Genomic DNA, 16,590 nt, shown 5'->3' with positions numbered 1-16,590 from the left:
GCCGAAACCCCGTACGGCGAGCAGCCCTATAGCCATCGCATCAAAGCCCTTGGACCATGCCAAGGTGCTTAGCTTATGCCTTTCAAATGTGCTATACGTTCAGTTGACACCAGCGCCACCTCAGTGCGGCCTTGATTCGGAGCTAGCCATGTCACGCAAAGTAGACAAACGTCCTATGACGGATGATCAGATCACAGTACAGGAATCTCGGATTCCAGATATTGCCCTGAAAGCGTTTAACAACGCATATAAAATGGCAATCGCTAATGGTGCTTCTGTACTTGTCGCTAAAGATGGCCAACTATTTGAGGTGACGGAAAAAACTTCAGTAGCTCTGCGCTCGATAGGCACTTACGGCAATCTAAAAAGTGGTACACGCCTGCACATCAACAAACAATCAAGCAAGGTCGTTTCTTGAGCACACCAAGAATACGCATATTTGCAGGACCAAATGGATCAGGAAAAAGCACCTTCAATCGGCTAGTTCCCGCCCACTTATTGGGAAACTACATCAATCCCGACGATATAGAGCGTGCAATTAGCGATACCGGATATTTCGACTTTACCTCATACCACATTGAGTCTCACAAAGAGGGGGTTTTTGCTTTTTTTCGTGAGCACGCCCTACTCAAGAAATCCCCTAAATCCTTAGCGAAACTCGACTCTCTTTCAATTGAAGGGGAAAGACTCAGCTTCTCAAGCACTGAAATCGATTCGTATGTTGCATCAGCGCTTTCTGACTTCATACGTAGGTCATTGATCAAAGAAGGTATCAGCTTTACCTTTGAAACAGTCATGTCCTCTCCGGACAAAGTTGAACTACTGACCGAAGCTCGAGATGCGGGATACAGAGTATATGTTTACTACGTAGCTACAGCCGACCCTGAGATCAACGTCGCCCGGGTTGCGTATCGCGTATCTCAGGGTGGACACAATGTCCCACCTGAAAAAATAAGAGAGCGTTACTGGAGATCTCTGGGACTCCTATCTGACGCTATCCTCGTCTCAAATAGAGCATATATCTTCGATAACTCAGACGAAGGTAGCGAGGGGCTGACACAGATAGCTGAAATCACGGATGGAGAACTGATTGAAATTAAATCAGATACACAACCACCTTGGTTTCAAGAGTTTGTGATTGACAAACTAACGTAGACAGTCTTCCCTCCCTCAACACGAGACACACGCTCCCGAGCCGGAAACTTCGGCCTCGCTAACGATGCCCGACTCAAACTGCGACAGCCACTTCTCTAGGCGCTCCATGACCTCAGGAGAATCGGTGCACTTATGACCAGGCCCCGCCTTAATGATCAGCTGAAGATTTTCAGGCAGATCACGGGCCTTACTACCGAAGTACCAGAACGACTTCGCTATCAGGACGTTCTTGCCACTCAAATCACGGTCCATGTGATAGCAATCATGGTGATCGCTTTCGCATTGAAACCAGTCGCCCTCCTCGTCCTTGAAGTAAAGGTTATCACCTTGGCAATCAGCATCATTTCCAGTCTTCGAGGGCCGCTTCGATACGTACTTCGGATTTCGCCCGTAATCCTCAAGCGAAAGCACTTCATCGATCTTGGCTGCGTATATGACCTTCCCCCGTAGACCGAGCACAGCAGATCCTGTGCCCACCAACCAGCTGCCCTTCTCCGCTGTGCGCCGAATCACAGGCTTGCAGGTTGCCAGCGTTAAGACCCCGCCATGAGGATTTGGAGCAAAGCCATGGTCATGAGTGATCACGTATGAATAGATGCGCGACATGCCAATTGCTCCCTGTAGAAAGCAGCAACAAAAGAACACAGCTTAAGCTATCGGGGGTGGACTGTACCGGTTGCTAATGGTGATCCAACCACCTGAAATGGTACGGTCAATCTACTGGCCCTCCGCGGCACCCATCAGTAGAGATGAGAGCATGGCAGCACTCGAAAAGCGCTATCCCCGCGAATCCTTCACCAAGAAGCTGGAACGGATCTGCCAGAGGCTTGATGAAGCCTGTGAACGCAGCATTACCTACAGGCACATCTACAGCGACGAGACGTGTCAGGTCGAGATCACATCAATCTGGGTTGTTGGCTCCTATGCTCGTGGAGCGATAACTTGTGGCGATTTAGACTTGGTGATGGGGTACAACCGCATCAAGGGTGGACTGCCCTCATCACGGGTCTTAGCAAAAGCTTTCTTTGGCTCACTCCCCCTTGTGCGTTATTACCCTGGCAGCCCGGCCGAAAACACCTCAGGAGTAGCCTTTCCCGAAGCCATCCAAATATGGTCCAGGCCTGGGTGCGATTGGAAGGCATCGATCAAATCAATTACACCGAATCCGAATGCAGGAAGAGCCGCGCGCAAGACCGATTCGATCCCTTTACGCGACGAACAACTGCGCACTTATGGCGATGAGTATCAAGATGCTGCCGACCTAGAGCGCGACGGTCTGTGGGGGTGGGAGTTTGTCGAGATTGGCGCCCCAATGCTTGCCCCTTTTCCAACAGAAGAGCTAACCGATGATGAGCAACATCTCTTGCATGGCGCTACCTTTATGGGGCGCAAGTCCCAGCAACTCATTCCAGCGCTCATCAGGCTAATGAGAAAGCTGGAACCATACGGCTCGTGGACTTCGGTAGGTGGAGTCCAATCACGACTACGGTGCGGAGGGACAGAAATTGATCTCGGACGCCCAGGGCTCCCTCTGCGCTTCTTTGATCACAATCCTTGGGTGCACCAACTGGTATTGATCCCTCACATTAGCGCTAGGGGGCCAAACGGTGCTTGGATTATTCGGCGAGGCCCCAATCACCCTGATCTACAGGCAATTGCTGGAAGGTATGCTTACTTCCTCGCTAGCTCAGGCGGCCCAAACAAAATTATCTACTGCGACAAGTCTCAGTACATGGCACCTGCCGCATTAGAACTCCTCCATTCCCGCGAGGAGGCGCAAGTACTAGCCAAGCTTTGGAGTGAAGGTGACGAAACTATAGAAACAGACATCGGTAGAGCCGAAGGGGTCGAGTTGCTCTCACTTTTTGGTCTAGTAGACATCGTAGAGATTGGAGACCACCAGCTTGCAATGACACATTCTGGGTCAAGCTATCTGGAGCGAGATGAAGCAACAATGGACGACATTGTCGCCACCCTTCCCCTGACGACTAAGATCAATTCTGAAGCTTGAGCTTGGCTAGGCCCTGCTTGATATGCCCGGCGTTCTTACCAATTGCCTGTAGAGCTCCGCGGACGTTGTCGCCAGTCCCTACATGGCCCTGGCTCTCAACCAGTAGCGTCAGCTCCATCAGAGCAGCCTCAAAGGCAAGCTGGTTCTCGTACATTCTTTCGAGGATGTCGGTAAGCGTCTGCCGAACCCACCTTCCTGATGCCTACGCTTAGGGCGATGGAGTCCATCTATTGAGATGCCCTCTCCCGTCGGGCAAACTCCGGTTGCTTCATTGACCGATAACAGGAGTTTACGGATGCCATTTCCACTGACGGAACATAATGCCTTGTTGGCCCTGAAGGGCGTAGGGCCAGCTGTTATCGCTCGCCTTGAGCAGATGGGCATTGACTCGCTAGCGGTGCTCAGCAAAGCGAATGCTTGTGACATCCTGGCTCAGGCATCGGCAGCCGTGGGATCGACTTGCTGGAAGAATAGCCCCCAAGCTCGGGCCGCCATTAACGCGGCCATTGAGCTTGCAAAGGACTCTCAGTTGAGCACACCGGGTGCGTAAAGCTGATCGCTTATTTCAATTGGTAAATCTGATTCGTGTCCATCAGCCAATCTCTGCTGAACGACTGGCTAGCCGAGTCGGAGTTTCCGTTCGCTCAATCTATCGATACATCGACGACCTTTCCTTCAGTGGAATCCCAATCTATGGTACCGCTGGCGTGGGGTACGCCTTGGATGCCGATTTTGAGATGCCGCCTTTAACGTTGAACAGGCTCGAACTGGATGCATTGATGCTTGGGATGGAAATGCTTTCAGCTTCTGCCGATAACGATCTAAGTGCTGCTGCAAGGATGTTGTTGAGCAAAATCTCAGCATCCATAGTCCATCACAAGGTTGACCCCGGCTCAGCAAAAATCAGGGCACTTGGAACAACACCGTCCTCGACGCGTGGCCATCTGGCAACCCTTCGAAATGCCATCGAAAATACTCAGGCGCTGAAGATAACTTATACCAGCCTGGACGGTGCGGTTTCGCAACGCGTCATTTCCCCCCTTGGCCTTTTCTACTGGGGAGGGAAGTGGACAGTTGGCAGCTGGTGTAGTGCCAGGGCGGCTTACCGCGATTTTCGGGTCGACCGCATAGCCTCCATCGCTATTGCCCAACAACCCTCGCCCGACAATCCTGCCCTTGATCTCCAAGCGTATATGAAGCATCAGGCAAGCCAGTGGAAGGCGATCACCACTACTGACACTACGCTGTCAGTATGAGCCACTCATAATTGGGACTCCCTAACACACAGAAGGTCATCCCTATGCAGCGCTCATCTCATGTACTCGAATTAGCCATTTTCAAGGTCAAACAGGAATGCGTTGCGCAGGTGCCTGTGCTCCGCGCAGGGCTTCGTGAAACGTTAAAGACCTTTCCTGGTTTGATCGAGTACCGCGCCTACTGCCCTATGAGCGACGACCGAATCTTCGCGGACTTAGCAATGTGGGACAGTCTTGAGAACGCACAAAAAGTGGCAAAGGCGTTCAATGATGGAGATCCGAGATTCTCTGAGTATATGTACGCTATTGAAAACCTGACGTTCATGAGTCACCTCGTTCCAGAGATGAGTTGACCCCGACGGACTGCCAGAGCAGGCAAGAAAGACCGATGCCTTTGCTGTCAGGCATCGGTGTCGTCACTTCCAGTGTAAGTGTCCTCAGATCACCTATTGCTATGTTCCGGGCTACTAGGCGAGCGGACAACCCCATGCACAAAGCTTGGCGCGTGGTGCTGTGATGGGAGCGGGCTGCTCGATCTTTATAGATGTCGTTCTAGGCGGATTTCAGTAAGGCTGAACACTGGGCGTCATGCCGTGCTCTGAACGGTGCAATATTCTTCGGAGTCATTTTTCCCGGGATTTCCTTGGCCAGCTCTACCATTTTTTGCGCGACGTCATCCTGCGCCACTGGAGTGTCTCCAGCGCGTTTCAAAAATACGTAAAAGGCTTTCGAGGACTGTTTTCGGCTCATATCTGGCTGGTCGCCTGCCACTGACAGTATTTCGTAGTAAGCCGCGCAGCGGATATTTTCATCATTTTCACTGCTGGCTTGGGTAGTAAAGGGGGTGGCGCAGAGTAGGGTTAGGAGCAGAGGAGACAAGCGCATGCGAGTGAGTCCATTCATCAAGGGGGAAGCATTTTATCAGCTCGAGGGGCTGATGCAAAAAGCCCCGGCGCTTGGCGTAATGCTGTTCACTTAATTACCCCGCACAATCCTTCCTGCCTTCACCTCATCCGCATGAACCACTAGCAGATCTTCCCGATCAGCGCGGGCGAGGCGACACTGGCGGGCTTGACCAGCGCCCCATATCCGGCGCGTCCATCTCTGCCTGAGTGCAGCCCAAGTGCTTGGCCCTTTCTAGGGTCGACCAGATTTCGCCGCCCGAATCTACTGGTCTGCCCTGCAATTTGAGAACGAACTTTTGGCCTTCGATTACGTTGCTCGTTCCCGCGCACTCCCAAACGCGCTGCTTTTCAGATGTGGGCATGGGCGCATCTAGTCGCGCCTGAGCCCCCTCGGAAAGCTGGGGAGGCTTGCCGGCGCAACCTGCAAGGGCAAGCGCTAGTAGAACTTGGGTGAATCGCATGTAAATTCCTTTTAATTTGTTTGTATGCTTTCGAAGCCGTACAACCTCGGTGTTCGGTAACTCGTTGCTCTGCCTCAGCGCTTTCAATGGCATCCGGTGATCGACGGGCAGCTGATCATTTGGCGGGTTGAGATCTGAGCTGCTTCATCGACCATTGCACCACATCCCTGCCAGCATCGTTACCAGAGGCCCAAACCGAGGCGGTAATGAACTCCATGACCAGCTCGTCGCCGTTAAAGCGCCCGTTAAAGGTCTGAGTGGTCGTGGCTTGAAGAATGCCTTCACTGCTTCTATTGACAGTGCGCCGCTCGCCCTTTAATTGGTCCCTCTGGCGCGTGTAAATGGTCGGATTATCCACCCCAGGATGATCGTGGGTGTAGTACGCCCATCGCTTCATGACAACGTCCTGAGTTTCCTTGGTCCGCCACCAGATGAAGTGACTATCATCCTTAAAGTAAACATAAACGTGATATCGATAGTGATCAGGATCTTCTTTTTCAGCGTACCAAAGCCCATCGGGTACCTGGTAGCTTGGGGCTGTAGCGCAACCTGAAAGAAGCAAGCCCATAACGAGCGAGAAAAGCAGCTTTTTCATAAATTCCATTTCAATTTATAAATCGACGATCAGGTAACTAGAATTCAGCCGCGCGCGCCATAGAACTGGTTCAGCGCTATCAGCTCAAAAATAGCCACCAGCACGCAGAATGCAACAAAACCGCGCGTGAAGGCCCTGCGAGGCTTTTCGTAAGGCTGGAGATTAGCGAGACCACCGAGAAGGTCGGATAAAAATTCGAGTAACCCCATCAGCAATCTGCCTCGCTGTTAATACATCCAGCCTTCAGCTGGGACGTTTACGTTTCAATGAAGAACCCTATCAGTCGCTGCTTTGCTTTCCGTTTGCTTCTTCAGCATTGAGTAACCCTTCTGCAGGGCAATACTTGCTCTGTCTTTCAATTGTTAACGCGAATACATCGCCACTTCCGGTCGGTCCCGTGCTAGAGGCAGGGGTTGAAGAATTCAAGAATGGGTGTTCTGGAGATGATGGGGATGGTAGTGCCGGGAACCGTCCCAGCACCGTAAGCCACACGGTCTGTACCCTTGATGAAACCACCCTCAATGCCGGTGAATGATTTCCGATCGGACGCTACCATCTGATCCAGGATCAGTTTCTTTTTCGCGAAATCGGTTTTTACGTCGGGCCATTGGAGCCAGAATTCGTACGCCTTCTCTCGGGTGAACAGAAGGAAATTCGGCGCTTTTTCTATGCCTTCACTTAAGTGAGCGCACATTACTTCCGTCGGTTTGATACGCATGAGGGGGCGATATTTTTTCCCTGCGTACTCGGTAACCAAGAGGTCAGTTTGTGTTAGCACCACCAAAGCATCCGAGCGGCGGCAAGGCACAGAATCTCCGTAGAGGTGCTCGCACCATGCCATTTCAACGATCGTAACGATATCGCTTGGATTGAGACGAAGGTCGCGCTCAAGGTTGGCTCGGTCTGCTGGTTGTTCGTAAGGGATATGGCCGCAGCCAGTGAGAGCCAAGCAGATCATGGCGATTGTTATTGCGAACCGCATCTGTGCGTCCTTGCCTTAAGAAAAAATTGGTTTCGCGCCCGATCAGCGCGAATACATCACCCGCCAGAACAAGTGCTGGTCTGAGGTTCGGTGAAGTTGTTGCTGCCGTCCGAGCCTAGGACTAGGCACGCCCTGATCGCCCGTACAGCTTGCTAACGGCGCGAAATTTATCACTATTAAATCGCCACTACGAGCAGGAATAAGTGCTACTCGGCGTCCTCACTAGAAATTAGCAAACGGTATTTTGGCAATTTGAACTGACTGAATATTTAGCTTTTGATAATTTTGCACCACTTCTCCTTTACCTCATGGCAAACCCAGAGCCTTCACCATTTTTGCGAAAGCCGACAACGCGGTGGGCCTTTGTTCGCCCTGGAGAAACCACTTTGTTGGCAGCCCTTAGCCGCAGCATCGTGTCGATGATGCAGGAAGACGGCGAGCAAATCGGGCGATTCAAGGTGCGTGCCTGATGCGGGAACTGGCGTTAGTCAGCAAACAACCGGGATCGCATGCCTACAAACGAGCGACAGTCGAGCGACCTGATATTCCGAACATCTTGAATCGAGAGTTTGAAGTGCCGGCACCCAATCAGGTCTGGTGTGGCGATATCACCTACATCTGGGCTCAAGGGAAATGGCATTACCTGGCGGTCGTCCTGGATCTCTACGCGCGCCGAATTGTAGGTTGGGCGCTGTCGAACAAACCGGATACGGATCTGGTGATCAAGGCGCTGGATATGGCTACTGTTGTTATGACTGAAAACTACATCCGTAAACGCATAGGCAAAAAGGTCACGCCAACCAAGTGAATTGCGGAGCGGGTTATTATTTTGCGGAGTGGAATTGATAAGGGCCTGCATGAGGTATCTCACGCAAGCCCTTGATATTCATGGTGCCCGAAGCCGGAATCGAACCGGCACGCCCTTACGAGCGGGGGATTTTAAGTCCCATGCGTCTACCAGTTTCGCCATTCGGGCGGTAGCGCGGTGAAGCCTTCAAGAACAATCGAATGAACGATCAATCTTTTTGGTGCGGTGCAGCAGGGGAAGAAATATATACACCCCTTCCCCTCTAAGCAAGTTCGCTGACGTCAAACTCAAGACAAAATCTTGCTGTCTACTACAAATAAAAAAGCTCCGTAAATCAGTGATCTACGGAGCTATTTATAGTGGAGGCCGAGGTCGGAATCGAACCGGCGTAGGCGGATTTGCAATCCGCTGCATAACCATTTTGCTACTCGGCCCCAAACGTCCGATGCCTTAAAAACAACATCAAACGCATACAAACTGAAGAGGGAAACTGGATTGTTATCTGTTTCCAACCCTTTGATATCTAAAGGGTTTTTCTCGTTCCTGAATCAGGAATGGACGCAATTCTGGACGTGTTCGCCGGGCATGTCAAGGACAGGAAGAAAAAAATTCTATAGCTCCCTACCGGATACACTCCACAGCCGGGCAGACGATATCACGGGGCAATGCGTCCACGAACATAACAACTGGATATTTCGCCATTCGTACCTACGCTAGTTCGCCAGGGATCCAGGTTTCTGGCGGGCCGTGGTTGAGTGAGGTGCGAAATCGATACGGATGATGCCAGCCTCACCACTAGGGCGACCTGAATAAAACGTTTCAACCCATGGAGTAAAAACATGAACCTGTCCAGAAACCTGCTTGTCGGTGTTGCCTTGAGCGGCCTGCTGCTCGGCGGCTGCACCTCAAAAGTTACACAGAAGGAACAATACTCGGGGTTTCTTTCCAACTACAGTAACCTGCAAGAAGTCACAACGCCCAGTGGCGAGAAAGCCATGCGTTGGGTGACGCCTTCCTGGAACCCGAACGCTTACAACACGGTGGCCTTCAAGCGACTGGAACTGTACCCGGCCCCCAAGCCCAATGAGCGAGTCAACCGTCAGACGCTGGATCAGTTGCAAACCTACTTGACGGACACTGCCAAGAGCACACTGAGCCAGAAGTACCGTGTGGTGCCTGATGTTCAGTCGGCCCCTGCCGGTTCGCGAGTCCTGATCGTACGTGCCGCGATCACCGGAGTCACGGCCTCTAACGAGGGCATGAAATGGTATGAAGTGGTTCCGGTCGCGGCCGCGATAGGTGCGACTCAGGCGGCCACCGGTCACCGCGACCAAGACACCGAGTTGTACATCGAAGCCGAGATGATCGATGCGAGCAACGGCCAAACCGTGGCTAAAGTCGCTCGCAAAGTCTTCGGCCAACAGTTGAAGAATACAAGCCAGCAGGTTACCGCCAATGACTTCAAAGTAGCACTCAGGAAAGTGACCAGCGACATGCAGGCATTTCTCAAATAACAACAGGGTGCAGCGCCGACTCAGCCAGCAAGGCTGAGCCGGTGGTGACTACAGATACCAGCGGTATTCGCGCGCGCTGATCTCTTGCAAAAAGGCCAAATGGTCCTGGCGCTTGTTCTCGCAGTACACATCAACAAACTCCGCCCCCAAACCCTCGCGCAGTTGTGGCTGATGCTGCATGGCGCGCACGGCTTCGAGCATTTCCAGCGGGAAATCGATCCCGCTGTTGCGGTCTTCATTGAGCGCTGCGATCGGCTCGCGACCGGCTTCCAGCCCCTGCTCCAGTCCCACCAGAATCGCTGCCAGCACGAGATAAGGGTTGGCGTCCGCGCCCGCCAGGCGATGCTCGATACGCAAATTTTTCGAATCCGAATCGGGAATCCGCACGCACGCATCGCGATCCTCGAAACCCCAGCTGGCACGTGTCGCTGCGTTCACCGTACCGCCCAAACGCCGGAAGGCGTTCTGGTTCGGCGCGAAGATCGGCATGCAATGCGGCAACAGTTCCAGGCAGCCGGCCACCGCATGCCGCAGTGCTTGCTGCTGGTTGGCGGCCAGCAGGTTTTTACCCTCGGCATCATAGAGGCTGACATGCACATGCATGCCGCTGCCCGGATGCTGCAAGTAAGGCTTGGCCATGAAGCTGGCGCGGTAACCGTGCTTGAGCGCGACGCCGCGGGTGCTACGACAAAACAGCGCCGCCCAGTCGGCAGCACGCAGGCCGTCATCAAGGTGGCCGAAGTTGATCTCGAACTGGCCCGGCCCAAGTTCGGCAGTGATCACCGTGGTATCGATGCCTTGCGCCCTCGCCGCTTCGACCATTTCATCGAGCACCGGTGAAAAGCGCGACAGCCGCTCGATGTGCATGTTTGGCTGGTCATCGGCATCGTCCGACAGCTGATCGCGGGGGAACTGCGGCTGCCCGTCGCGCAGCTGTTTATCGAACAGATAGAACTCCAGCTCGAACGCCACCACCGGATGAATACCTTTGCCACGCAACCGCTCCAACACCTGCGCGAGGACCTCGCGGGGCTCGAAGACGATTGGCTTCTCGGTGCCGTCCGAGGTGATCAGCATCTGACCCAGTGGCTTGGATTCCCAGCTCACCGGCTTGAGCGTGCCGGGCACCAGGCGCCGCAGAGCATCCGGGTCGCCGTCGTTAAAACAGTAGTCGCCGATTTTGAACAGCCCACCCTGCACGCCCAGTAACACGCAGTTCTGCGGCAGCTTGAGGGCGCTGCCGGCAGCCACCTTTTCGAGCATCTCTATCGGATAGCGCTTGCCGTAGAAATGCCCGGGAATGTCCAGGGAGATCAGGTCGACATAGCGCACCTCGGGGTAGCGTTGGCGAAAAGCACGAACCTCAGCCAGCAGATCAGAGCAGGCAGCATCCATCGTTGTTGTTCCTTTTATTGTTATCAGGTGTAAACCCAAAGCACTCGCGTGAGCTGGTCAGTGAGGTTGCCGTAGCGACAGCGTGTGTGACTGTCGAGCTGAAAACTATCACCGGCCTGCAAGGTGACCGGCTCGTCGTCATCGCCCAACCACAGCGTCAATGCGCCTTCCAGCACGTAGCCGCCCTGCTCGGAGCTGTCGCTCAAGTGCCGCTCGCCACTGCTGGCGCCGGCCTCCAATTGGCTCTCGAGCATCGAGAACGAGGCCCTGATCTTCGGCGAGACCAGAATGTCGGTAATCCCGTTGGCGTAGTACAACGTGCGGCGCTCATCCGGGCGGGTCACCCATGGCAACACCTTGGGTTTCGGCAAGCTGTAAAAGTAGGTGGTTGGCACGCCGAGGGTTTCGCTGATCGCGGTCAGGTCTGCCACGGTCGGCCGTGACAAGCCACGTTCGACTTGCGAAAGAAAGCCCACGGAACGGTCGATTTTGTCGGCCAAGTCCTTGAGGGTGTATTTCTTGTGCTTGCGCAGATCGTGGATCAGGATCGCCAGCGCGGCGATTTCTTCTTGCTTGTTCATGCCAGTAATTCCGGAAGATGACTCATCAAATGCTGTCGCGCAGTCGGTACCAGGCCTTGCCGATGGCTTCCAATGGCGCTGCCAGGTATTTACCGCCGGGAAAGCTGTCATTACGCAAACCCTGGTACAAGGCCAGCTCGTCCGGCTGACCGAGAATCGCATCGGACACGGCGCGAGCCCCCGCCAATGTTGGAAGCACGCCATGCCCGGAATAACCCTGTAGCCAGTAGAGGTCGCCGCGCCGGCCAATGTCGGGGGTGCGCTTGAGGGTCAGGTCGATATGCCCGCCCCAGGCAAACTCCAGCTCAACACCCTTGAGCTGCGGGAAGACTCGCTCCAGATAGGGTCGTGTCGCGGCGGCGATGTCTTTGGGCATCCCGCCCAGATAGGTGCAGCCGCCACCGAACAACAAACGGTTATCCGGTGTGCGACGGAAATAATCGAGGACAAACTGGTTGTCGGTGACACAGACATTACTCGGCAACAGCGCGCTGGCTTGCTCGGCAGTCAGCGGCGCGGTGGCCACCTGATAAGTACCCACCGGCAGCACGCAACTGGCCAGGTCAGGATCGAGTTGATCAAGGTAGGCATTGCACGCCAGCACCAGGACATTTGCCCGAATGCTCCCGCGCTCGGTAGTCACCAGGTACTGATCGCCTTCCTCGCGATAGCTCAGCGCTTTACTGTGTTCGTAGATGCAGCCACCCGCACGCTCGATGGCTGCGGCCAGGCCAAGCGCCAGCTTCAATGGATTCAGGTGACCGCCTTCGGGGTCATAGAGCCCCGCCTGATAACGCTCGCTGGCGACCCACTGCCGTAACTGTTCACGCGCTATGAATTGCAGATCATCGTGGCCCCACTTATGGCTGGCCTCGCGTTGCCACTCGGTCAGGAGACTGACCCGACGCGGCATGACCGACGTCCACAAGTGGCCGGGTCGATAATCGCAGTCGAAACCATGGCGCGCAGGCAACTCGCGCAGCTCCTGCGCCGCCCAGCGCATGCCGTCCCACAAGCGCCGCGCGCGTTCATGACCCAGCGCAGCCTCCAGGGGCGGCATGTCACACGACCAGCCGAGAATCGCCTGCCCACCATTGCGCCCCGAGGCGGCCCAGGCAACACGACTGGCTTCCAGCAACGTCACGCGCTTGCCCGCCAAGGCCAGGCGCAATGCGGTATGCAGACCGCTGAAACCAGCACCGATGATCAGCACCTCGGCAGTGTGTTCACCTTCCAATGCGGCTCGGTTCAACAGGCGATCAGCGCAACTGTGGGCGTAATAGCTGGCGACATGCTGCGAGGACTGCTGAAACATTCGGGCACCCATGAAATTATGTTTTTATAATTTCATGAAAAACTACAGAATAAATTTCATGAGCGCAACATCCTGCTCATCCCTCGCAGGCTCGACAGCTGCTACGGAGTGCGTGCTGGTCTTACTGTTTTATTCTCGCGCCAGTCGCTCAAACAGCGCCGAATGCTCTGGAAACAGCTCGCTGAGCCCGCGCCGACAGCCCAATTGCATATCCGCAAAATCAAACCCTGGCGAAACGGCTTCACTGATCAGGCCGTAAGCGGCCGGTCCAGCCATGAGCTGCGAAGCCTTCCAGACACCGCCCGGCACATGCAGTTGCAGGCACTGCCCGGCAGTGACGTCATTGCCCATCTCCACGGTTTTCAACGTGCCGTCCGGGTAAATGAGGAAGTATCGAATCGCATCGCCCAGATGGTAGTAGTGAACGATGTCGGATCGGTTCAAATGAAAGTGGCCGACGGGAGACGCAGCCGTCAGCAGGTAATAGATCGAGGTCATCGCATAACGCCGACCACCTGCAGTCTCGACCATGGGCAGCTGATCCGACTGAAAGGTCCGGCGGTAATAACCGCCTTCCACATGGGGTTCCAGGTCGAGTGCAGCGACGATGTCCTGGGCGCTGGGAGTGTGTCTGTCGGGTTTGCTATCCGTCATGTTAAAGGCCATCAGTCAGGTGGAGTCGCGACAGTTTGCATAGCGTGTAACGCAGCGCAAGCGTTCCTTGGAGCGTCGATCGAGGGTGCCGATGGGCAATCGATTTCACTGCTTTACTGTAAGGGTCGAGCTTGCCAGACGGGGCCGCAGTTTCACTGACGCTCCCCCGCCGCTACCGACACCAACGGAAAATTCCCCCCGGAGAGTTGTCATGCCCCTGCACAACGTCGCCCGTTTTACCGACCTTCGTGAAGACCGCGGTACTCGCGTTGAAATCGGCTCACTGAAGATCGTGCTGTTGCGGGCCGGCGAACGGGTCTACGCCTATCAGGGCGAATGTCCGCACGCACAGGCTCCGTTGGACGAAGGCATTGTCTGCAATGGTCGGCTGATTTGCCCATGGCACAAGGCGATGTTCACGGTCGAGGACGGTCAAGTGTGCGAACCGCCAGCCTTGAATGGACTGACCCGTTATCCGGTCAAGATCGTCGATGGCGATATACACGTGGACGACCAACCCCTCGCCTCCATCGAAGTGAATCGTGCCCCTGATTCACGCTGCTTCGTGATCGTCGGTGCAGGCGCTGCGGGCACAGCGGCAACAGCCGCCCTGCGTGAACACGGCTTTGCCGGTCGCCTGGTGTTGATCGATCGCGAAACGGACCCCGGCTATGACCGCACGGTGCTGAGCAAATATGTCCTTGCCGGGGAAATGTCCGTCGAAGAAACGCCACCGCTGCTGGATGAACGCTTTTACAACGAACAGCACATCGAGCGGGTTCAAGGTGAGGTCATCCGTCTCGATGTGGCCGCCAAAAGGGTTTCCCTGGGTGACGGACGCACCTTCGACTACGACGCCGCGCTCCTGGCCAGTGGCGGCGAACCGAGGCCGCTTTCAGTAGACGGTGCGCATCTGCACAACATCCTGGCGCTACGTTCGCGAGCGGACGCCGAGCGCATTCTGCACATCGCAAAACCCGGTACCCGTGTGGTCATCATCGGTGCCAGCTTCATCGGTCTGGAGTCGGCTTCGGCCTTGCGCCACCATGGCCTGGAAGTCAGCGTGGTCGCGCACCATGAAACACCGTTCAGCACGCTGTTCGGTGAGCGCATCGGCATGGCGATTTTGTCCCTGCACGAAGATAACGGCGTGGTCTTTCATGCCAATACCCAGCCGAAGGCGTTCGAGGGCCAGGACAACGTCGAGGCCGTTCTGCTCGAGAATGGTCAACGACTTCCCGCCGACCTGGTGCTGATCGGCATCGGCGTCAATCCGGTCACCGACCTGCTCGAAGGTGTTGAGCTGGACGATGACGGCGGGCTGCCGGTAAACGAAGGCATGCGCGCTGCGCCTGGATTGTGGGCTGCCGGCGACATCGCCTCCTTTGCATGGCAAAGTTTCCCCACACGCATCGAGCACTGGCGCCTGGCGCAGCAGCAGGCGCGGATCGCCGCGCAAAACATGCTGGGCGCTGATACACACTATGTGGATGTGCCGTTCTTCTGGACGTATCACTTCGACAAGACCTTCGAGATGCTCGGTCACGCCGACCAATGGGACCGGATCGTCTTCGAAGGTAACCCCGAGCAATACGCCTTCATCGCCCTGCTGTGCAAGGGTGAACAGGTCGAGGCGGTGGTCGCCTGCGAGTACTCGCGGCAAATGGCGTTGCTGGCCGAACGGATGAAACAGCCGTTACTGCGCGAGGAAGCCCTGCAGATCATTCGGCGAATTGCCGCGCAAGAGCGCTGAATACTCACAATAAAACGATGCGTTTATTGGAACTATCGTACTTAGCCATTCGAAAAATAAACAACTGCACATATTTATTATCAATGGCGATAAGAACTCGCCCAGCTTATGAGGAAAGAACCCAGCACACTTTTCCTCATCGCCAATCCTGATAACAAACGGCCAACTTCCTAACGCGTCGCTATCAATAAAATAATATTAACAATTTATCCGCCGTACTAGCCCATTGCCCATTGCATATTTATCAACGCCTGCTTAACTGCAGAAACTGCTGAAGACAGCAGCATTCGCACAACCACGGAAGGAATCGTTATGAGCAATTCAACTGGCCATAGCATGCCCCCTTATGGGGTGGCCATCCAAAGCGCGATCAAGGCAGGCAACCTGCCGCAAATGAAAACGTTGTTGAAACAACGCGATGCATCCAAGCCAGAACCCAAAGAACTCAGTAGCGCGTACGAGCAGTTGGCTAAGGAAGTCGCACGCCTGGAACGGCACTAACTGCTGTTTCCGCTCCCCTATTGCAATGGAGGCAATAATTATGTCTGGTTCTTCTCAACAGTCTGTCGGTTTATTCCCACTCTGCTATCAAATTGGTACTCAGCAACCGGGTGCACAAAACCTGGCGCTCAATCTGCTGGTGTTTACACCTGAGCAAACGGTAAGCGGTACTGCCGCAATCACTCAGGCAACCAACCCGCCGCTGGATGTGCATTCCGATGTCTGGGGTGAGTACACCTTCATGACGGTGATGAAACCCGGCGTCAGCAAAATCCTCATCACCGTTCAAGGCAACCAAGGTGGCCCGAGCTCTAACTCCATCGTGAATTTCAAGTTGCATCTGGTGGTCGGTAGCGACTGGAAAGCGGGCGTCGCCAACTACGAGTATTTCAATGGTCAGCGCTGGGTCAAGGTCAATGCGCCCGCCCATCTCGTCGAGTCAGTGCCTTCCAGGGCCTATCCACTGCCGCTGGAACCCGGCCCGGTCATCCTGCCGTATCCGCCGATCATGCCGCTGTACGCCGCGCCGATTCAGAGTGCCATCGCCAGCGGTGACCTGGCCCAGATGAAAAATCTGGCGAGCCTTGCCAAACAACAACTGGACCAGCAACCACAGCTGCAAAGTGCGCTTGAGGCCGCCAAGGGTGAAATCAGCAGGCTGGAACGCAGCTGACCGGCAACTGAATGTGCCTGGCTTGTCCTGA

19 protein-coding genes, 2 tRNA genes and 1 pseudogene are annotated in these 16,590 nt (G+C 54.8%); 11 read left to right on the top strand and 11 right to left on the bottom strand.

The annotated features are described in order from the left end of the window. Positions 1-148 precede the first annotated feature (148 nt). Both AC3WK5_RS00770 and AC3WK5_RS00765 read left to right on the top strand, forming a co-directional pair. Positions 149-418: a hypothetical protein gene (locus AC3WK5_RS00770; protein WP_103316409.1), complete on the top strand. Its 270-nt coding sequence runs from the start codon at positions 149-151 to the stop codon at positions 416-418. Continuing rightward, on the top strand, positions 415-1,155 hold the full coding sequence (locus tag AC3WK5_RS00765) for an ATPase (RefSeq protein ID WP_103316410.1): 741 nt from the start codon (positions 415-417) through the stop codon (positions 1,153-1,155). Before AC3WK5_RS00770 ends, AC3WK5_RS00765 begins: the two co-directional genes overlap by 4 nt. 15 nt (positions 1,156-1,170) lie before the next feature. Here AC3WK5_RS00765 and AC3WK5_RS00760 read toward each other — a convergent pair whose 3' ends face one another. Beyond that, complete coding sequence (locus tag AC3WK5_RS00760; protein ID WP_103316411.1) at positions 1,171-1,761, bottom strand: Nmad2 family putative nucleotide modification protein; 591 nt, start codon at positions 1,759-1,761, stop codon at positions 1,171-1,173. A 151-nt stretch (positions 1,762-1,912) separates the two neighbouring features. Between AC3WK5_RS00760 and AC3WK5_RS00755 the strand changes: the two genes are divergently transcribed. The 4 genes from AC3WK5_RS00755 (at position 1,913) to AC3WK5_RS00740 (ending at position 4,775) form a co-directional block, all read left to right on the top strand. Further along, entirely contained in the window at positions 1,913-3,166 is a 1,254-nt protein-coding gene (locus tag AC3WK5_RS00755; RefSeq protein WP_103316412.1) for a hypothetical protein, read from the top strand. A 295-nt stretch (positions 3,167-3,461) separates the two neighbouring features. Beyond that, a complete protein-coding gene (locus AC3WK5_RS00750; RefSeq protein WP_026331705.1) occupies positions 3,462-3,716 on the top strand; it encodes a hypothetical protein in 255 nt (84 codons plus the stop codon). Further along, the gene (locus AC3WK5_RS00745) at positions 3,709-4,422 is read left to right on the top strand and encodes a helix-turn-helix transcriptional regulator (RefSeq protein ID WP_103316413.1); all 714 of its coding nucleotides are present in this window, start codon (positions 3,709-3,711) and stop codon (positions 4,420-4,422) included. Before AC3WK5_RS00750 ends, AC3WK5_RS00745 begins: the two co-directional genes overlap by 8 nt. 44 nt (positions 4,423-4,466) lie before the next feature. Continuing rightward, a complete protein-coding gene (locus AC3WK5_RS00740; protein WP_103316414.1) occupies positions 4,467-4,775 on the top strand; it encodes a hypothetical protein in 309 nt (102 codons plus the stop codon). Positions 4,776-4,974: 199 nt separating this feature from the next. On the opposite strand, the gene AC3WK5_RS00735 is transcribed toward AC3WK5_RS00740, so the two are convergent. The 4 genes from AC3WK5_RS00735 to AC3WK5_RS00720 all read right to left on the bottom strand — a co-directional run bounded on the left by AC3WK5_RS00735 (position 4,975) and on the right by AC3WK5_RS00720 (position 7,365). Further along, positions 4,975-5,307, bottom strand: coding sequence for a hypothetical protein (locus tag AC3WK5_RS00735; protein ID WP_103316415.1), 333 nt, complete (start codon positions 5,305-5,307; stop codon positions 4,975-4,977). 596 nt (positions 5,308-5,903) lie between these two features. Next, the gene (locus AC3WK5_RS00730; RefSeq protein ID WP_103316417.1) at positions 5,904-6,383 is read right to left on the bottom strand and encodes a hypothetical protein; all 480 of its coding nucleotides are present in this window, start codon (positions 6,381-6,383) and stop codon (positions 5,904-5,906) included. 44 nt (positions 6,384-6,427) lie between these two features. Continuing rightward, complete coding sequence (locus AC3WK5_RS00725) at positions 6,428-6,592, bottom strand: hypothetical protein (RefSeq protein WP_177474819.1); 165 nt, start codon at positions 6,590-6,592, stop codon at positions 6,428-6,430. Positions 6,593-6,783: 191 nt separating this feature from the next. After that, positions 6,784-7,365, bottom strand: coding sequence for a hypothetical protein (locus AC3WK5_RS00720; RefSeq protein ID WP_103316418.1), 582 nt, complete (start codon positions 7,363-7,365; stop codon positions 6,784-6,786). Between the two features lie 392 nt (positions 7,366-7,757). On the opposite strand from AC3WK5_RS00720, the pseudogene AC3WK5_RS00715 reads away from it, so the two are divergent. Beyond that, positions 7,758-8,173: pseudogene (locus AC3WK5_RS00715) on the top strand (DDE-type integrase/transposase/recombinase); the annotation flags it as partial. Between the two features lie 81 nt (positions 8,174-8,254). Here AC3WK5_RS00715 and AC3WK5_RS00710 read toward each other — a convergent pair. Both AC3WK5_RS00710 and AC3WK5_RS00705 read right to left on the bottom strand, forming a co-directional pair. Continuing rightward, positions 8,255-8,341: transfer RNA gene (locus AC3WK5_RS00710), tRNA-Leu, on the bottom strand. 192 nt (positions 8,342-8,533) lie between these two features. After that, positions 8,534-8,607 (bottom strand) — tRNA-Cys (locus tag AC3WK5_RS00705). 405 nt (positions 8,608-9,012) lie between these two features. Here AC3WK5_RS00705 and AC3WK5_RS00700 point away from each other — a divergent pair. Then, the gene (locus tag AC3WK5_RS00700) at positions 9,013-9,687 is read left to right on the top strand and encodes a DUF3313 domain-containing protein (RefSeq protein WP_103316419.1); all 675 of its coding nucleotides are present in this window, start codon (positions 9,013-9,015) and stop codon (positions 9,685-9,687) included. 48 nt (positions 9,688-9,735) lie between these two features. Here the strand turns inward: AC3WK5_RS00700 and AC3WK5_RS00695 are convergent, their stop codons facing one another. The 4 genes from AC3WK5_RS00695 to AC3WK5_RS00680 all read right to left on the bottom strand — a co-directional run bounded on the left by AC3WK5_RS00695 (position 9,736) and on the right by AC3WK5_RS00680 (position 13,632). Next, the gene (locus AC3WK5_RS00695; protein WP_103316420.1) at positions 9,736-11,082 is read right to left on the bottom strand and encodes a glutamine synthetase family protein; all 1,347 of its coding nucleotides are present in this window, start codon (positions 11,080-11,082) and stop codon (positions 9,736-9,738) included. A 23-nt stretch (positions 11,083-11,105) separates the two neighbouring features. Then, on the bottom strand, positions 11,106-11,663 hold the full coding sequence (locus AC3WK5_RS00690; protein WP_103316421.1) for a helix-turn-helix domain-containing protein: 558 nt from the start codon (positions 11,661-11,663) through the stop codon (positions 11,106-11,108). 25 nt (positions 11,664-11,688) lie between these two features. Beyond that, a complete protein-coding gene (locus AC3WK5_RS00685; RefSeq protein ID WP_103316422.1) occupies positions 11,689-12,978 on the bottom strand; it encodes an NAD(P)/FAD-dependent oxidoreductase in 1,290 nt (429 codons plus the stop codon). A gap of 129 nt (positions 12,979-13,107) precedes the next feature. Then, complete coding sequence (locus AC3WK5_RS00680) at positions 13,108-13,632, bottom strand: cupin domain-containing protein (protein WP_103316423.1); 525 nt, start codon at positions 13,630-13,632, stop codon at positions 13,108-13,110. A gap of 211 nt (positions 13,633-13,843) precedes the next feature. Here AC3WK5_RS00680 and AC3WK5_RS00675 point away from each other — a divergent pair, with 211 nt between their 5' ends. The 3 genes from AC3WK5_RS00675 to AC3WK5_RS00665 all read left to right on the top strand — a co-directional run bounded on the left by AC3WK5_RS00675 (position 13,844) and on the right by AC3WK5_RS00665 (position 16,559). Further along, positions 13,844-15,385, top strand: a complete 1,542-nt coding sequence (locus tag AC3WK5_RS00675) for an FAD-dependent oxidoreductase (protein ID WP_103316424.1) — start codon at positions 13,844-13,846, stop codon at positions 15,383-15,385. Between the two features lie 312 nt (positions 15,386-15,697). Then, positions 15,698-15,886 (top strand): DUF1843 domain-containing protein, encoded by a 189-nt coding sequence (locus AC3WK5_RS00670; protein WP_103316425.1) that lies wholly within the window; start codon positions 15,698-15,700, stop codon positions 15,884-15,886. A gap of 40 nt (positions 15,887-15,926) precedes the next feature. Then, positions 15,927-16,559 carry a DUF1842 domain-containing protein gene (locus AC3WK5_RS00665; protein ID WP_103316426.1) on the top strand — a complete coding sequence of 211 codons (633 nt, stop codon included), beginning with the start codon at positions 15,927-15,929 and terminating at the stop codon, positions 16,557-16,559. Positions 16,560-16,590: the final 31 nt, after the last annotated feature.

The sequence above is a fragment of the Pseudomonas sp. FW306-02-D09B genome (genome assembly GCF_058782685.1).
The sequence above is the reverse complement of the archived record's forward strand: the minus strand, read 5'-3'. Positions and strand labels throughout refer to the sequence as shown.

What these genes read in the sequence shown, in the direction of transcription:
- AC3WK5_RS00675 (WP_103316424.1), top strand. Translation starts at nt 13,844, where the DNA reads ATGCCCCTGCACAACGTCGCCCGTTTTACCGACCTTCGTGAAGACCGC.
- AC3WK5_RS00740 (WP_103316414.1), top strand. Translation starts at nt 4,467, where the DNA reads ATGCAGCGCTCATCTCATGTACTCGAATTAGCCATTTTCAAGGTCAAA.
- AC3WK5_RS00665 (WP_103316426.1), top strand. Translation starts at nt 15,927, where the DNA reads ATGTCTGGTTCTTCTCAACAGTCTGTCGGTTTATTCCCACTCTGCTAT.
- AC3WK5_RS00750 (WP_026331705.1), top strand. Translation starts at nt 3,462, where the DNA reads ATGCCATTTCCACTGACGGAACATAATGCCTTGTTGGCCCTGAAGGGC.
- AC3WK5_RS00730 (WP_103316417.1), bottom strand. Translation starts at nt 6,383, where the DNA reads ATGAAAAAGCTGCTTTTCTCGCTCGTTATGGGCTTGCTTCTTTCAGGT.
- AC3WK5_RS00700 (WP_103316419.1), top strand. Translation starts at nt 9,013, where the DNA reads ATGAACCTGTCCAGAAACCTGCTTGTCGGTGTTGCCTTGAGCGGCCTG.
- AC3WK5_RS00685 (WP_103316422.1), bottom strand. Translation starts at nt 12,978, where the DNA reads ATGTTTCAGCAGTCCTCGCAGCATGTCGCCAGCTATTACGCCCACAGT.
- AC3WK5_RS00720 (WP_103316418.1), bottom strand. Translation starts at nt 7,365, where the DNA reads ATGCGGTTCGCAATAACAATCGCCATGATCTGCTTGGCTCTCACTGGC.
- AC3WK5_RS00690 (WP_103316421.1), bottom strand. Translation starts at nt 11,663, where the DNA reads ATGAACAAGCAAGAAGAAATCGCCGCGCTGGCGATCCTGATCCACGAT.
- AC3WK5_RS00670 (WP_103316425.1), top strand. Translation starts at nt 15,698, where the DNA reads ATGAGCAATTCAACTGGCCATAGCATGCCCCCTTATGGGGTGGCCATC.
- AC3WK5_RS00755 (WP_103316412.1), top strand. Translation starts at nt 1,913, where the DNA reads ATGGCAGCACTCGAAAAGCGCTATCCCCGCGAATCCTTCACCAAGAAG.
- AC3WK5_RS00735 (WP_103316415.1), bottom strand. Translation starts at nt 5,307, where the DNA reads ATGCGCTTGTCTCCTCTGCTCCTAACCCTACTCTGCGCCACCCCCTTT.
- AC3WK5_RS00725 (WP_177474819.1), bottom strand. Translation starts at nt 6,592, where the DNA reads ATGGGGTTACTCGAATTTTTATCCGACCTTCTCGGTGGTCTCGCTAAT.
- AC3WK5_RS00770 (WP_103316409.1), top strand. Translation starts at nt 149, where the DNA reads ATGTCACGCAAAGTAGACAAACGTCCTATGACGGATGATCAGATCACA.
- AC3WK5_RS00695 (WP_103316420.1), bottom strand. Translation starts at nt 11,082, where the DNA reads ATGGATGCTGCCTGCTCTGATCTGCTGGCTGAGGTTCGTGCTTTTCGC.
- AC3WK5_RS00760 (WP_103316411.1), bottom strand. Translation starts at nt 1,761, where the DNA reads ATGTCGCGCATCTATTCATACGTGATCACTCATGACCATGGCTTTGCT.
- AC3WK5_RS00680 (WP_103316423.1), bottom strand. Translation starts at nt 13,632, where the DNA reads ATGACGGATAGCAAACCCGACAGACACACTCCCAGCGCCCAGGACATC.